This window comes from Amycolatopsis regifaucium (assembly GCF_001613935.1).
GTDB classification, from domain to species: domain Bacteria; phylum Actinomycetota; class Actinomycetes; order Mycobacteriales; family Pseudonocardiaceae; genus Amycolatopsis; species Amycolatopsis regifaucium.
Map to the genome: position 1 here is coordinate 1 of NZ_LQCI01000051.1, position 13,554 is coordinate 13,554.

Annotated in this window: 16 protein-coding genes; 11 read left to right on the forward strand and 5 right to left on the reverse strand. The window is 68.7% G+C overall.

Annotation, left to right across the window (positions count from 1 at the left end; all coding sequences use genetic code 11):
• From AVL48_RS34070 to AVL48_RS34085, 4 genes are all read left to right on the forward strand, one after another.
• A partial coding sequence (locus AVL48_RS34070; RefSeq protein WP_169812909.1) for an RHS repeat-associated core domain-containing protein occupies nt 1–542 on the forward strand: 542 nt, incomplete at its 5' end.
• Nucleotides 543–574: 32 nt separating this feature from the next.
• Nucleotides 575–760 carry a hypothetical protein gene (locus AVL48_RS34075; RefSeq protein WP_061988138.1) on the forward strand — a complete coding sequence of 62 codons (186 nt, stop codon included), beginning with the start codon at nt 575–577 and terminating at the stop codon, nt 758–760.
• Nucleotides 761–874: 114 nt separating this feature from the next.
• Nucleotides 875–1,069: a hypothetical protein gene (locus AVL48_RS34080; protein ID WP_143104920.1), complete on the forward strand. Its 195-nt coding sequence runs from the start codon at nt 875–877 to the stop codon at nt 1,067–1,069.
• Between the two features lie 133 nt (nt 1,070–1,202).
• The gene (locus tag AVL48_RS34085; protein ID WP_244162348.1) at nt 1,203–1,454 is read left to right on the forward strand and encodes a hypothetical protein; all 252 of its coding nucleotides are present in this window, start codon (nt 1,203–1,205) and stop codon (nt 1,452–1,454) included.
• A 69-nt stretch (nt 1,455–1,523) separates the two neighbouring features.
• Here AVL48_RS34085 and AVL48_RS38015 read toward each other — a convergent pair whose 3' ends face one another.
• From AVL48_RS38015 to AVL48_RS34105, 4 genes are all read right to left on the reverse strand, one after another.
• Nucleotides 1,524–2,528 carry an RNA polymerase sigma factor gene (locus AVL48_RS38015; RefSeq protein WP_063816583.1) on the reverse strand — a complete coding sequence of 335 codons (1,005 nt, stop codon included), beginning with the start codon at nt 2,526–2,528 and terminating at the stop codon, nt 1,524–1,526.
• Nucleotide 2,529: 1 nt separating this feature from the next.
• On the reverse strand, nt 2,530–2,739 hold the full coding sequence (locus tag AVL48_RS34095; protein WP_063054169.1) for a hypothetical protein: 210 nt from the start codon (nt 2,737–2,739) through the stop codon (nt 2,530–2,532).
• Between the two features lie 625 nt (nt 2,740–3,364).
• Nucleotides 3,365–3,892 carry a hypothetical protein gene (locus AVL48_RS40765; RefSeq protein WP_061988144.1) on the reverse strand — a complete coding sequence of 176 codons (528 nt, stop codon included), beginning with the start codon at nt 3,890–3,892 and terminating at the stop codon, nt 3,365–3,367.
• Nucleotides 3,870–4,421, reverse strand: coding sequence for a hypothetical protein (locus AVL48_RS34105; protein WP_061988145.1), 552 nt, complete (start codon nt 4,419–4,421; stop codon nt 3,870–3,872). The genes AVL48_RS40765 and AVL48_RS34105 overlap by 23 nt, the downstream gene beginning before the upstream one ends.
• 831 nt (nt 4,422–5,252) lie before the next feature.
• Here AVL48_RS34105 and AVL48_RS34110 point away from each other — a divergent pair.
• From AVL48_RS34110 to AVL48_RS39330, 4 genes are all read left to right on the forward strand, one after another.
• Entirely contained in the window at nt 5,253–5,555 is a 303-nt protein-coding gene (locus tag AVL48_RS34110) for a hypothetical protein (protein ID WP_061988147.1), read from the forward strand.
• Nucleotides 5,556–5,560: 5 nt separating this feature from the next.
• Nucleotides 5,561–6,583 carry a hypothetical protein gene (locus AVL48_RS40650; RefSeq protein ID WP_061988149.1) on the forward strand — a complete coding sequence of 341 codons (1,023 nt, stop codon included), beginning with the start codon at nt 5,561–5,563 and terminating at the stop codon, nt 6,581–6,583.
• An 821-nt stretch (nt 6,584–7,404) separates the two neighbouring features.
• A complete protein-coding gene (locus tag AVL48_RS34120; RefSeq protein WP_074038109.1) occupies nt 7,405–7,713 on the forward strand; it encodes a hypothetical protein in 309 nt (102 codons plus the stop codon).
• Nucleotides 7,714–8,966: 1,253 nt separating this feature from the next.
• Nucleotides 8,967–9,143 (forward strand): hypothetical protein, encoded by a 177-nt coding sequence (locus tag AVL48_RS39330; protein WP_156515792.1) that lies wholly within the window; start codon nt 8,967–8,969, stop codon nt 9,141–9,143.
• Nucleotides 9,144–9,649: 506 nt separating this feature from the next.
• Here the strand turns inward: AVL48_RS39330 and AVL48_RS34125 are convergent.
• Nucleotides 9,650–10,876, reverse strand: a complete 1,227-nt coding sequence (locus AVL48_RS34125; RefSeq protein WP_061988153.1) for a DUF6292 family protein — start codon at nt 10,874–10,876, stop codon at nt 9,650–9,652.
• 276 nt (nt 10,877–11,152) lie between these two features.
• Between AVL48_RS34125 and AVL48_RS34130 the strand changes: the two genes are divergently transcribed.
• From AVL48_RS34130 to AVL48_RS34140, 3 genes are read left to right on the forward strand one after another with little or no spacing between them, the layout of a single operon-like run.
• Entirely contained in the window at nt 11,153–11,959 is an 807-nt protein-coding gene (locus tag AVL48_RS34130; RefSeq protein WP_061988155.1) for a hypothetical protein, read from the forward strand.
• Nucleotides 11,959–12,696: an SANT/Myb-like DNA-binding domain-containing protein gene (locus tag AVL48_RS34135; protein ID WP_061988157.1), complete on the forward strand. Its 738-nt coding sequence runs from the start codon at nt 11,959–11,961 to the stop codon at nt 12,694–12,696. Before AVL48_RS34130 ends, AVL48_RS34135 begins: the two co-directional genes overlap by 1 nt.
• The gene (locus tag AVL48_RS34140) at nt 12,689–13,516 is read left to right on the forward strand and encodes a hypothetical protein (RefSeq protein ID WP_061988159.1); all 828 of its coding nucleotides are present in this window, start codon (nt 12,689–12,691) and stop codon (nt 13,514–13,516) included. Before AVL48_RS34135 ends, AVL48_RS34140 begins: the two co-directional genes overlap by 8 nt.
• Nucleotides 13,517–13,554: the final 38 nt, after the last annotated feature.

Below are 13,554 nucleotides of genomic sequence, written 5' to 3' on the forward strand. Positions count from 1 at the left end.
ACACCCACGACACCGACGGAAAACTGACCGCCGTCACCGACACCGCCGGCAAGCACCACAACGCGATCGTGGATTCCCAGGGCAGTGTCCTGGCGCTGGTCAACGACACCGGCACCGTGACAGCCCGCTACGACTACACCCCCTACGGCGCCACCACCGCCACCAACCTTCTCGGCTCCGGCGCCGAAGCCAATCGGGTCCGCTGGATCGGCACCTACCAGCTCACCTCCGGCATCTCCCTGACCGGCTACCGCCACTACAACCCCGTCTACAGCCGCTTCACCCAACCTGACCCCACCGCGCAGGAAGACAACACCTACGCCTACGCCCAAGGCGACCCCATCAACTACAGCGACCCCGGCGGCACGAAGGCGAGCAAGGGGTGCACCGGCGCCGGGGTCGCCGCGATCTTCGGCCTGGTCGGTGCCGCGGCCGCCATCGCCGGGACTGGGGCGACAGGCGGAGCTCTGGCGCCGGTCGCTATTCAAACCAGTATCACGGCAACCGGTGCCATCACCGGCGCGGCAATAGCCTGTAGCTGACACAGGACAAGCTATTGGGCCAAGGTGAAAGGATGCCAGCCATCGACAAGAAGATCATCGGTCCCGCAGTAGCAGGAACAGTATCCGCTCTTTTCGCGCTTTTCGCGTTCCTGTACCTGCAAAACCTGTACGTCAACATCATCGCGGTAGCGGGCCTCGTCGCGACGGTCTACGCCTTCTGGCACTACTACCATCACCAAAGACAGACCGATAGGTAGCCCTGTTCGATATCTTGGGTGGGCTGCGTGACGGACACCCGTCACGCAGCCCACCCTTCACGTACTGGCTGCTAGCTGTCGCGGCAGGTTCAGCTGCGCTGGGAATCCCGGACCGTGGTCGTCGACGGCCCGCGCGGTCCGGCGGAGACCGTGGTCTATCCCGGGATCACCCTCACCCGGCCCCGACACGGGCACGTCGTCGACGAGCTCTGGCTCCCGGTCGGCGAGGCCGCGCCCACCGTCGCCGACGACGAGGCCCTGATCGCCGCCATGCGGGACGCGTGGCGCTGGAGTGCCTCCGCTGCCTGAACGAGTGGTTTCCCGACCTCGGCGTCCGGGGTAGATCAGCGGGGGATCTCAGGACAGGGATCACCAGGGCCGCGGCGCGACCCTCCCCCTTGTTCACGCCGCCTGGCCGCTGTGGCCGGTTCCCGGCGCGTACATGCACCGGGAACCGGCCACTTCCACCCGCCGTCGACGACGTCTTCACCAGGCTCACCCGGTCGATGTCCTGAGTGGACAGTGCCGTCCGGCGCGGCTGTCCTATCCCGGTGTCACCCTGATCCACCGGCGCGGTGACTTCGTCGTCGGCGAGGCGTGGGTACCTGTCGGCGACGAGCCCACCTTCACCGACGACGAAGTCCTGATCGACGCACTGCGCGCCGCCTGGTGCTGGACCAAGGAGGCCGTCTGACCTGGCCATCCACGGTGCTGTGGATGGCAGATGTGCGCGTTGTCGCTCGGCTGGGTCGAAGGCCGGTCTTCACTGGAGCTGGGGCTGCTTCTTCACGAATCCGTGGTAGACCGGCGGGAAGGCGCGGACGCACAGGTCGAGGTAGTAGTCGTTCAGCGACGTGTCCGGTGTCCAGCGTCGGTCTTTCAGCGCGGCGATGAGCTGGGTCCAGGCGGTGGTGACGATGTCGGCCACGAGGTTCTCGACGTCGGCGGGGCTGAGGTCGCCTGGCATGCGGAGCATGCGGCGGCCGGCGCGGGTTGCTTCCTGGACGATGCGGCCCGAGTGGATCCAGGCGCTGACGATCGGCCGGGTGTGGTCGATGACCTTCTCCGCGAACTGATCGAACTCGGCCCCGGTGAAGCCGGCCGCGCGCAGCCGGTCCACCAGCGCGGCGTCGACCGGGTACGCGACCTCCTCCTCCTTGACCAGGTCCCGCAGCTTGTTCAGTGCCCGCACGCGAGTGGGGCCGATCGACCCGACGGACAAGCCCAATGCCCGCGCCACGTCCTGATGCGGTTCCCGGTTGATCACCAGGCGCCGCAACAAGTCCTGGTTGCGATGGGACAGCTTGGCGAAGGCGCGCCACAGCCGCTGGTCGTGGTCGCTGCGCAGCGCTTCCTCTTCGGGAGCGGGCTGAATGCTTTCGATGGTCTCGGCCAGCGCGTCCGGCAACGGCACCACCCGCGTTTCACCGCGGGCCACCCAGTGCGCGTTCCGGCGGGCGGTGGTGATCAGCCACCCTGCCAGCGCCCGGGTGTCACGGATCCGGTCCATCTGATTGAACAGCGCGAGCCACGTGGTCTGCACGACGTCCTCGGCCGCGTAGCGATCGCAGCCGGCGCTGCGGGCGACGTGCCACACAAGCGGGGTCAGGTCCTGGACCAGACGCTCCATCGCCTCCCGGTCGCCCTCTTGGGCGGCCGCCAGGTCCGCGGCGTGCCGGTCGACGCGGGTGTCGGGCACGGCGACCGCCCCGGTCCGCTCCTCCGCAGAGGACAGGACCGAGTCCGTGGCGGCCGCCGTGCGTTCCACGTCAGGCCAGGCGCGGGTGTGGGCGCGGGCCGCGGCCGACCACGAGCGACAACACCGTGATCATCGCGAGCACGCCGAGCAGCGACGCGGCCTGATCCGGCTGCCACTGACTCACGATCAGCAGAATGACGATGACCGGCCCGGCGGTGTTGGCGCGCGGAAACGGTCTCTCAGGGCCGCCCATGGGCATGGGCGGTGACAGATGGAACATCTCGATCTCCAGTTATGTGTCTTCGAAGGGATGCCCGCCCTCCCCGCGCTCCGGCCAAAGAGACTGAGGACAGTGGGCTCTGCCCACTCAGTGTGGCCGGTCACATACGACGCCGCAGAGACTTTCGAGCTGTGACTTGGGTCACTGAATCGTGGTGTACGGATCCTGGTTCCCCAGGCCACCTATGGAGTGACTGGCCTTCTGGGCCTGTCACCTCGATACCGGTCTCCGGTCTTCGAAGGGGAAGCCCACCGTTCCGCGCTCCGGCCAAAGAGACTGAGGACGGTGGGCTTCGCTATACCCATCCCCTGCCACGCCGGAATACGGTTCGGCGGGGCCCTGCGGAGACAGATTCCGCAACTCCAGGCGGCCATGCCGGATGCGGCTTCCCTCGCGGAACCCGTTCGACGTGGCTGTTACATGCACGGTCCGCGATGCGACATACCTGGGACAGCCGACGGAAGGCCGGGTTTTGAGGACTGATCGTGTGGTCCAGCTGCACTGGGAGCCCCGGACGGTGGCGGTCGACGACATCGCCGGGCACCCGGCGGCACTCACCTCTCCCGGGCATCGCGGGTCTGGCTGCACTTTGATCCCTCAGCGCTGAGATCGGCGCGGCAAGAGGTCAGCGGTGCAGCGCATGGGCGGTGCGCGGCGGCAACCGCACCCCGTCGTAGAACAAGGAACCCACGAGTGCGAAGACGCTGCCCGCGAGCCATGCCACTACAACGACTCCGAAAAGAGGCGCCGGGAGGTCACCTGGAATGCTGTCCCTCTCGACGACCATTTTGCCGATCGTTACGAGCGCGACCAGTGACCCGACGCCGGTCAGCAGCAACAGCAGGCGTGCCCACTTAGTGTGACGAGCGCTGTAGACCCGGACGTCGATCTCATCCCCGCAGACGCCGCACCGCACGGGGGCGACTTTGACTCCCTTGGCTGGCCGCGCAACCCGGATCGGGTAACTTGAGTAGGTAGAAATCCATCCTCCCGGAACTTTCCACCCATGGTGAGTGTGCTGTAAACGCAGCCGCGGAAACCTGCCAGCCGCGCGCATCATCTCGAGGTCGACGGACACTGCGTGGGCTTGGAACTTGGCGAGTTCTTCGGTGGCCTTCTTCACCGCGACCTCATCGATGTCGGGGAACGTCACGAGCGAGTCGAGGGCGTCGAGGACGTCGTCCCAGTTGTTGGCGACGATCGTGGCCAGGTCGTCCCCACAGCCGCTCGCCCTCGCGGTCGTATTTGAACTCAGCGAGTATCGCGAAACCCTTCGCCTTGTCGAGGACGTCGGTCACCTCGTCAAGTTCGTACATGTCGGCGAGCGACCGCATGACCGCGACGATCCCGACGAGTTTGGTGATCGCCCAGGGGGTGGGTCGTTCCCCCGCCACCAGCTCGGGAACGCCGACGAGGTCGTACTTATGGACGTAGGTGGGCGTCAGCTGGGCGACCGACAGCGGCGGCACGAGGCGCCAGGAGGGGTGGTCGCTCAAGCCATGTTCGGACTCGGTACGCACGAACGCGGCCAGGTGCGCAACGTCCGGGAAGGCATAGAGGTCGTCCTCCTGGCCGAGGAACGCCTCTCGCTTGTCACCCTCCTGCCGCCAGCGCGGCGCCCACAGGGTGACCACGTCGCCCTGTGGCAGCCCGAGCTCAATCGGCACGATGTCCTGGGCCATGCCCCGGTTCCTTCTGATCGCGCGGATGCGATTCTTACTCTCCCGTCGACCGGTCGCTACGCATAGGCGCAAACCGCCGGCCAGGATCAGCAAGTTCAAATACCCTCATCGCCGCGCGGGCGCTTGATCGCGAGCCGCGGCCTACGCTGTGGAGTGAGGGGGCCATTCGGGTGACGTACGAGGTGTGCGGCACCCCTGAATGGAGCAACCTTGTTCCGGCCTTGTCTGTGCACCGAGAAGATGCTCGCGGCTGTCGACCGCGCATCGTCGGTCATGACCTTTCTCGTCGCGGACACCCGCCGGGACGTTGCCGGCCTGCCCGTCGATCGGGACGCGGTAGGGCGCCCGCGCAAGCAAGGGGCTGCGCGGGCATAGGTGTCTCTTGATCTCTTGCGCGTGGTCGAAAGCTGGGTGGGGTTCCCCGCGGCTAAACAAGGAACCCCAGCGGGTACACGTCCGGACCATCGAACAGTGAGCTCCGGCAGCGCAGCGGCTGCATGAGTGAGTGTCGGCCTCCCCAGGGTTGTCCTGTAGGCCGGTGAGTTCCCCGAGAGGGTCTGGGGTTGTTCGTGAACATCGTCGCCGTGACCTGGCCTGACAACGTCCTTCGTCAGGTTTGTCTGCGTTGTCGCGGGGTCCGGCGGCCCGCGGTGAACACCAGCGGACGCGGGCCGCAAAAGTGCTGACAATGAACGGGCTTCTGCGCTACCTCACCGAGACCGGGGTCCGGGACGATGGCAGGTAGTGAGCCGCAGTTCCTCCCGGCCGGCTAACCGGGATGCGGCCCCACGCCACATCGTCCGGACCGTCGAACCTTTCGGGAGGCCCCTGATGTCCCCGCATCCGCGACCGCTGTCCGCCCGGATGTCGTGGTGGTGGCTGCCGGTCTTCCTGGGCCTGCTCGCCGGATACGCCGTGCTGGTGCTCGTCCTGGTGCGCGACGGGATCCCCGTCGTCCTGGCGCTCACCGTGCCGCCGGCGATCCTCGGCGCGGCCGCCTCGACCGTGGTGTTCCTCAAGAACTTCCTCGGCTCCGCCACCACCTCCGCCGTCCCGGAGCCCCGCCCCGCGGTCGAAACCGGGCCGGAGACGGCGGCCGGGACCGGCGCCGAGCGCGAAACCGCCGGGAGCTGATCGCCGTGGGCCGCGCCGAGAAACCGATCCGCGGCGACGGGCCGCTCGCCGACTTCGCCCGGCGCCTGCGCGCCGCACGCGCCGACGCCGGGATGCCGACCTACCGGTCGATGCAGGCCCGGGCGAACTACTCCCACGCCGTACTGGCCCAGGCCGCCGGCGGCGACAAGCTCCCCTCGTGGGAGGTCACCAAGGCCTACCTGCAGGCCCTCACCGCACGTGGCGAGACCGACCGGTTCGAGCTGGCGCGGTGGGAGACCTACCACGGCGAAGTCGAGCGCACCCTGGCGAACCTGGCCCGCAAGACCGGCGAGACCACCACCGTGACCCCCGGCGGACAGGTCGGCGGGCCCAGCACCCGCGGCCGCCCCGTGGTCGCCGAGCACGCCACCCCCGAGCAGACCCTTCCCCGGCCGGAGACCGTCCGCACCTACGAAGACCTCACCCGGGAACTGAACATCCTGCGCATCACCGCCGAATCTCCTTCTTTCCGGGAGCTGGCCAAGGCCAGCCACTGGGGTGCGAGCACCCTGTGCGAGGTCTTCTCCGGACGCCGCCGCCCCACCATCGTCATGGTCCGCACCCTCACCCACGCCCTCTACACCCACCTCGAACGCCATGGCCTGCCCGCCGAACCCACCACCGGCCCGAGCGCCGGGGACCTGGACTTCGGTCTGCCGCACGACGGCGTCGATCCCGACCTGCTCGTCCCCTGGACGAGGGCCTGGACCACCGCCGAATACAACCGGCGACGTCCTGACCTGCACAGCCGCCACCGCGGCCTGGACAACATCGTCCTGCTGCCCGAACACCAGGACACCGGCCCCACCGCCGACATCATCGCCGAGCTCCCCGTCGCCACCGCCGCCGTGCTGCTCGGCCAGATGGACCGCGCCGTGTCCGCCGCCCTCATCGCCGACCTCCCGCCAGGGAAAAGCGCCGCGATCCTCAGCCAGATGTGGACCCTGTCCAGCAAAGGCGACCCCGACAACGCCCACCCCGCCCTCGTCCAGCTCACCGCCACCTGACCCCCGTTCGCGACGGCCTCCAGCAGGCTCGCCATCGCGAACCTGCTCGAAGCCCCGCACCGACAGTCCCGTAGACGAACGCGTTGCCGAACACCATCACCTGGACCGACAGCGAAACCAGCGTCGGAACGTGATCCTGTTCGGTCAACGATCGTTTTCCGAACACGGTTGTCATACGTCCCGCCGCCACGCTGCTGAACTGGCAGGACGCGAATCGCCGCGTGCTCCGTCGACGATTCGTCGCCGGGATTTCCCCTCTGCCACGTGTTAACCGCGCCGGACGCGCGCGAGCGAACGTGTCGGGGATCCTGGGGCGCGACGTAAGCGCGACATGGTGCGCCGGACCTCCGCTGGTTGTGTGACGCTGGAAGACGTCAAGCCTTGCGCGCTGAGTGACGCCCGTTGTCACGGACAGTATTTTTATTGGCCAATAAGTGAAAAACGCGTCAGTCAACTGCTCTTCCTGTCTCCACATGATGAATGCCGGAATCTGTCCGGCACACGGAATGGACAGGAGAGCCTGCACATGCACGACCCCACTGTGCTGGCGGCCGTCATCACCGCTGTCGGCGCTGTCGCCGCTGCCCTTCTCGGGCGCCGTCGCCGATCGGGAGGTGATGATCGGGACTGATGTCCCGCGCGGTAGCCGATCGCGGGGCACGGCTGGTCACTGCCGGTCGCGTTGTCCAGGTCTAGCCCACCTGGCAACGCGGCCGGCAGTCGCGCATCACGACCCCACATCGCCATGCGCTGATGAGGACGTGTCCGGCTGAACGTCGTGACAAGATGGTGTCGGGTAAGCAGACAGGGCGGAGGTGCTCGTGACCGAATACTGGGGCGCGTCCCAGATCGCTGGGCGGCTTGGCGTCGCGACCGGCACCGTCACGAAATGGGTCGAGCGGTTCGCTGCGACTGACCATCCTTTTCCAGAACCCGATGTCGAGATCGTCGAGACTGGCGGCCGGATCACCCGCGGCTGGGCACCCCACCGCTGGCCAGAGATCAAAAAGTGGGCGGACAAGGACCGCCGGTACGCGGCCCGGATCCCGGAAACCGGCCCCAAGCACGTTCGCACCAGCTACAGCGAACGACTGCGACCCAACGGGATGCCGCTCTTCCCTGAGAACTGAAGACCGCAGCCTCGATCGCCGGTGTTGCTTCCTGGCCTGCACGTCTGGACCGTCGGCACGCGGCGCGATCACCGAGGAATGCGGCGAGCCCCGCGCTGGACGCGTGGCTGACCGACCGTGCCGCCTGGCTCGCCGGGGATCCGGCCGAGCAAGCGCTGGTCGTCGGCCGCCGCGGCGGGCGGCTCGGGACGCGCCGGATCTACGACATCGTCGCTGTTGTGGGAGCACGCAGTCGGCGATGCCGGCCAGCGGCAGGATCACCACGCTGTCCTCCCACGCGATGAACACGTGCTGGCCCGCGGTCGTGGCGAGAATGTCCTGTAACGCTTGATACTGGGCGATCCGGCCGGCGTCTTTTCCGGACAGCCTTGTCGTTCATCCCGATCACCTCACCGCCGTAGTCATCGGAAGTCGTCTACGCCGGGCCCAACGTTACCGCGCGTGCGGCCTCCGCCGTCGGTGGAGCACCGTTCCTGGGCTGGCGGCTCAGCGCGTCCCGGCCATGCCCGTAGCCACGACGGGGGCGCCATGCTGGTGAGTGAGGCACGGTACGCATCCGGAGGGCCTTCTGGTCGATGGCGGCGTATCGCTCGGTCCCGTTCGGCCGACGTCGCCTCCAGCGGGCCTCCCCGTTCGGTGTCCTGGGCGGGCGGTGCTGCCCGGCGCGGCGGCAGCTGGGCCGCGTGGGCAACGGTCACCTGCCCGGCGTACCCGGTCGAGCACGGCATCGATCTGGCGTTCCGGTCGTTTCGCGCAGCAGGCGACGTTTCCCCGTCTTGCCTGGCGGTGATGCTGGTCGACCGCGGCGGCGGGGGCTCGGCAGCGTCTCGGTGGCGTGGTGCACGCCCGGCCGGGGCCGGGTGTGACGTAGCGCTGCACCGACCGCGCGGACTGGTGTCCGGTTCTGGCCATGACGACGTTGGCGGAAGCCGTGTTGCGCCGCATCCCCGACGCCGCCGGCCCGGCGCCCCACCTCTGGTTCGCCGCCCAGCGTGACCGCGGAAAAAGCCAGGCGTGCTCTCCGGCGAGAACCGCAACTGAAATGTCTTCATGTGTCACGGTTGGGTGACTCTCACAATCACCTGCTTGTGTCTATGGTTACCCAGCGCGCACCCTTTTCCACGGTGTCCCCAATGGACAGAAAAGCCTCCCGGGGACACCGGACATTGTGACAAACAAATACCTCTGGCGAGTACTCCTCGTCTGTTGCTTTCCTGCCGGAAAACACGACCTGCCACTCGCCCCGAGGTGGAATGAAGCCCACCATGAAATACACCCGTACCCTCATCACCGCGATGGCCGCCGTGCCCGTGGCACTGCTGCTGAGTCTGCTCGGCCCGGGCACCGCCTCCGCCGCCGACGTCGACGCGGATGCCTCGATCAGCATTCTCAACAACCCCGCGTTCCTTGACGTTGGCGCAAAGCTCTAGCCGGTCCCGTGGTGGGGTCGCCTTCTGATGTGCCGGGCACGATGCGGTGTCCCGACACTGGGTGGTGACCTGCGGAAACAGCCCGTGGCATCGACACGGGTCCGGTACGGACGGTGCTGCGGACAGAGAGACGACCCAGCGCGCTGACACACCGAGGACAGCCAACCAGACCGGCCTGGTTGGCTGTCCTCGCCGCTTCTCCCGCTCGACACCAAGCGGGCGTGCAGAGGATTCCGGGTCATCGTTCAAGCCCGCCTCGACACCGGCACTCGGTCGGCGGTGCAGCCTTTCCGCCCTGGACGGGAATGGACCTGCGGCGCCGGGGTCAGCCGTCGGGTCGTCACGATATTCGCGGAAATGGCCAGCTGCGCCTCGCGGTGTTCAGTTTCCCATTCGCAGTCGCTCGTGTTACGACGGCGTTGCATCATCACCCGAATGCGCGTTCGCCAACAGCTAATAGTTACGTGGAATGTGACTGCCGGGAAAGTGCGGCGCCGGACCGGTGGTCAGCCGCGGGGGTCGATTAGTTCCAGGTCGATTCCCCGGTCACCTTTATCGCGCAGGGACGCGAGGATGACCTGGCTGACGCTGTGGTGCATCCGCCCGTCCTCGTCGACGAACTCACGTTCTTGCAGGAGCTCGACGGTGCCGGGGAAGAGCTTGTGAGCCGGGTCTTTGGCCAGGCGGTAGGCCTCGATGAGCGCGAACTTCGACATGTTGTCGCCTGTCATCAGGTCCTGCAAGGTCGCGTGCGTGGCGGTGACGATCATCGAGGGCAGTTCGTCACCGGTGCGCAGCCTGATCGTGGACAGGTCGAATCCGCCGTCGTCGAACGGTGGCTGGTGAGGGACCGGCTCGCCAGCGGGCGCGGGTGCCGGGGTGGCCGGTGTCCAGCCGGGGTGGGTGGTGTAGCAGGTTAGGGCCCGTTCCAGCGCGGGCGAGACGTCCCACCACTCGTCCGGCGTGACCGCGTCGGGGTCGTAGTCGGCCGGCGGCCGCCAGTCCGGCCGCTCCCCCTGGACCGGGTGGCCGATGGCCTCGCAGAACGCGACAACGACGTCGTAGGGCTCGGCCAGGTGCCCGACCGGCAGGTCGGTGACGTAATCGGCGCTCTGGCCGTTCTCGAAGGACAGGTAGTACCAGCCCTGGTCCTCGCGCCAAGCGAGCTGGGTGGAGTCGTAGCCGGGCAGCGCCTCGGCGAGGTCGATCGCGCCGTCGCGGGGCTCGTTCCCGGCGGCGAAGGCCTCCTTCACGCCGATCCCGGCCCGTTCCAGCTCGTGGCCGACAGCGGCCATGTACGGCTCGCAGGCCTCGTGGAAGGTCACCCCGGCCGCGGCGAGGATCTTCTCGACCTCGTCGTTGCGCTGCCCGATATCGCTGCGTTCCAGCTCGACGGTGATCGGCTCCGTGGTGGGCTCGACCGGCCACTGGGCGCCTGGGGCGCGGCGCCAGCCGTGGACGTCGGCGAGCTCGTCGACCCGTGTCACGAAACGGTCGGCGCCGTAGACCCACTCGGCGAACGGTTCCTCGGTGCGCGGGTCGTCGACGACGATCTCCCACCGGCGTGGCGAGACCGTCCCGTCGGAGTTCGCGGTCACGGTGACCTGGGCGCGCACCCGGTCGGCGGCGGGAAGCGCGGGGCCGGCGTTGACCGCGCGCAGCGCGTCGGTGTATTTGACGCCGTGTGCGGCGGCGTAGGCGCGGGCGGCGCGCTTGAGTTCGTTGCTGAGCATGGTGATCGCTCGTTTCCTGCGGCGGTGATCCCCCGCATCTCGCCGCGGACGTCGATCGGCCACGGAATGAGGTGCGGCACGGTAGCTCTGCTACTTGTCCTCGGTCACCGGGTCCCGGCGTGGGTGGGGATCGGCTCGGAGAGAGGCCGGCGTGCGGCGGCCCCTGAAACACTGAGTCACTGTAGCGCCACCCACCGACACTTCCGCGACCCGCTAAACGGGTTGTTGTCAGGCTTAGCCTGCTTTTTCCGGGAAGGCAGGGCTAGCCTGACATTCATGAGCGAAGGTGAAGAGTGCGGCGAGCGGCTTCCGCCGTGGACGGAGGCGACGCGGGCGCGGATGGTGCTCGCGGCCGAGGCTGCGGAGATGGCCGACCATTTGCGTGGTTTCGTGGCGATCGGTGAGCACGAGCTGCGTGAGGACGGGTCCGCGCCGTGGGCCGGGTCGGTCGTCGACGAGGCGAACCGGCTCTCGGGGATGGCGCGGAAGGTGCTGGAGGCCGCCGTGGTGTACGCGCGGCTGGGCGGGCTCACGTGGGACGAAGTCGGGAATGCGCTGGACGGAATTACGCGCCAGTCCGCGCAGGAGCGATTCGACGAAGCCGTCGACCGTTTCCGTGAGGAGCTGCTCTCCCCCGAGTACCCCGGCTACACCGGGAAGTTCGGTGAGCTGCGGTGGCGGCTGCACCCGGCCGCGCGCGAACCCGAGGCCACGGCGCGGGACCTGGACGAGTGGGTCCGCCGGCACCGCGACCCGCACGACGCCGTCGACGAGCCGGACGTGCCGCCGGTGTCGGGCGGGCTGACCAGGATGGACCCCCACACCGAGCTGCGCTGGCACGGCGCCCGTTCCCACCAGCAGTGGCTGGACGCCGCCCACGACGCGCGGGCTCTGCCGTCGGTCGAAGACCGCCTCGATGTCGCCGAGGCGATCCTCGGCGCCTGGGAGCGCATCGCCGCCGCCCAGACCCGGATCAGCGCACCGACCCGCGACGGCCTGGCCGCCGCCCGCCGCTCCGTCGCGGAACTCCGAGCCCAGCTTGACACCCAACCGGCCGCCGGGACCACCACCAGGAGCAGCTGATGAGCACCGATGCGATGTCGTGGCCTGGACCGGTCGACGGCGCCCCCTATACGGAGCAGTCCCTGACCGCGCTGCGTCTCGCGCGGGCGGCGGTCGAGGCCGCCGATGCCGCCGCCGGAATCATCCCCACCGGACCGCCCGGCCGGAACCGGGTCCCCGGTCTCGGGCTGTCCGACGCCCTGATCTTCATGGGCCGGGCGCGGGACGTGCTGGACGCGGCGGTCCTGACCGAGCGGGTCCATGGCACCGGCTGGGACGTCATCGCCGAGACGATCACCGCCGACACCGGCGAGCAGATCACCGCCGAGCAGGCCGAGAACCGGTGGGGCCACCTCGAAACCGAGTGGGAATCCGCGCAGCGACTCGCGTCCTTCCCCGGCCGGAAGGACATCGTCGGCATCCCCGACGAGCTACTCGACCCCCACTACTGGATCACCCGCCGCCGCGAGGAGCCGGACGGGCCCGGCCCGGGGCTGGTGTCGGACCGGATGCGGCGAATGGACGCCTTCGCCGAACTCGCCCACCAATCCCGGCTGCGCGACCAGCTGCGCGCCGACAACCTCGCGCCGACACCGGCGCTGCTCGCCCCGATCTACGAACGCGAAGCCCTCCTCGCCGACGCGATGGCCGACGCCGGCCACGAGAACTACCGCGACCTCGCGGCGAAGGCACGCACCCGCGCCGCCGACGCCCGCGCCCGCACGACCAGAACCGGAAAGGACAGCCACGATGCCTGAACTCCGTGACGGGGAGGTGGTGCGGATCCTGATCCCGGACCACCCCGACCTGGTCAAGCGGCCCTGGCGCGCCTTGGAATTCGCCCACCACCTGCGGTACGCGACCGACCCGGACACCTACCTCGACGGCGAGGATCCATGGCGGCTGCCCACCGCGCTGACCAACCCCGCCCTCGCCGACGCGCTGGAAGCGATCCTGCAGCCCTCCTGGATCCGCCGGATCGACGACGACACCGCCGTCGACGACCCGGACAGCCCGCTGATCTCCTTCTCCACCGCGAACCCCACCGACACCGGCGTCGACGCCCTTACCGGCGGCGGCATCGGCCGCATGGGGGTCTTCGTCGCCACCGCCACCCGCGACCAGCTGGAACTCCTCGCCGCCGCGCGGGACCTGCTCACCGAGGCCAAAACAACACCACTGCGCTCGCGCAGCCCCTGGCAGCAGGAGATCGCCGACTACGTCGACGCGATGACCGAGGCCGAGGAGAACGACGAGATCGAAGCCTCCATCAGCAGCTGGATGCTGATGCTGCGGCTGTTCGACATCGCCACCGCCGACACCCCGACCACCAGCCACCGCCCCGACCGGCTGCTCGACGAGCGCGCGAAGCAGGTTCGCCTGCCAGATCCGGCCGCGACCTCCCCCGCCGACACCGCCCACCTGCTCGGCGCCATCGACACCGCCGCCACCCGCGACCTCGCCCTCGACACCGACGCCGCGGACGCGCTGCGCCGCCTGCAGACCGAATGGCACACCGCCCTCTACGGCGACAAGGCCAGCAGCGGCGACGCAATACTGAGCTCGTACCTGTACTGAGCAGTCCCCCATGCCCGCCGCGCGCCGGGAAAACCATA

Bases quoted from the DNA above. Each gene is read 5' to 3' on its own strand.
- AVL48_RS34075 (WP_061988138.1), top strand. From the start codon at position 575: ATGCCAGCCATCGACAAGAAGATCATCGGTCCCGCAGTAGCAGGAACA.
- AVL48_RS34085 (WP_244162348.1), top strand. From the start codon at position 1,203: ATGCACCGGGAACCGGCCACTTCCACCCGCCGTCGACGACGTCTTCAC.
- AVL48_RS34095 (WP_063054169.1), bottom strand. From the start codon at position 2,739: ATGTTCCATCTGTCACCGCCCATGCCCATGGGCGGCCCTGAGAGACCG.
- AVL48_RS34105 (WP_061988145.1), bottom strand. From the start codon at position 4,421: ATGGCCCAGGACATCGTGCCGATTGAGCTCGGGCTGCCACAGGGCGAC.
- AVL48_RS34110 (WP_061988147.1), top strand. From the start codon at position 5,253: ATGTCCCCGCATCCGCGACCGCTGTCCGCCCGGATGTCGTGGTGGTGG.
- AVL48_RS39330 (WP_156515792.1), top strand. From the start codon at position 8,967: ATGAAGCCCACCATGAAATACACCCGTACCCTCATCACCGCGATGGCC.
- AVL48_RS34125 (WP_061988153.1), bottom strand. From the start codon at position 10,876: ATGCTCAGCAACGAACTCAAGCGCGCCGCCCGCGCCTACGCCGCCGCA.
- AVL48_RS34130 (WP_061988155.1), top strand. From the start codon at position 11,153: ATGAGCGAAGGTGAAGAGTGCGGCGAGCGGCTTCCGCCGTGGACGGAG.
- AVL48_RS34135 (WP_061988157.1), top strand. From the start codon at position 11,959: ATGAGCACCGATGCGATGTCGTGGCCTGGACCGGTCGACGGCGCCCCC.
- AVL48_RS34140 (WP_061988159.1), top strand. From the start codon at position 12,689: ATGCCTGAACTCCGTGACGGGGAGGTGGTGCGGATCCTGATCCCGGAC.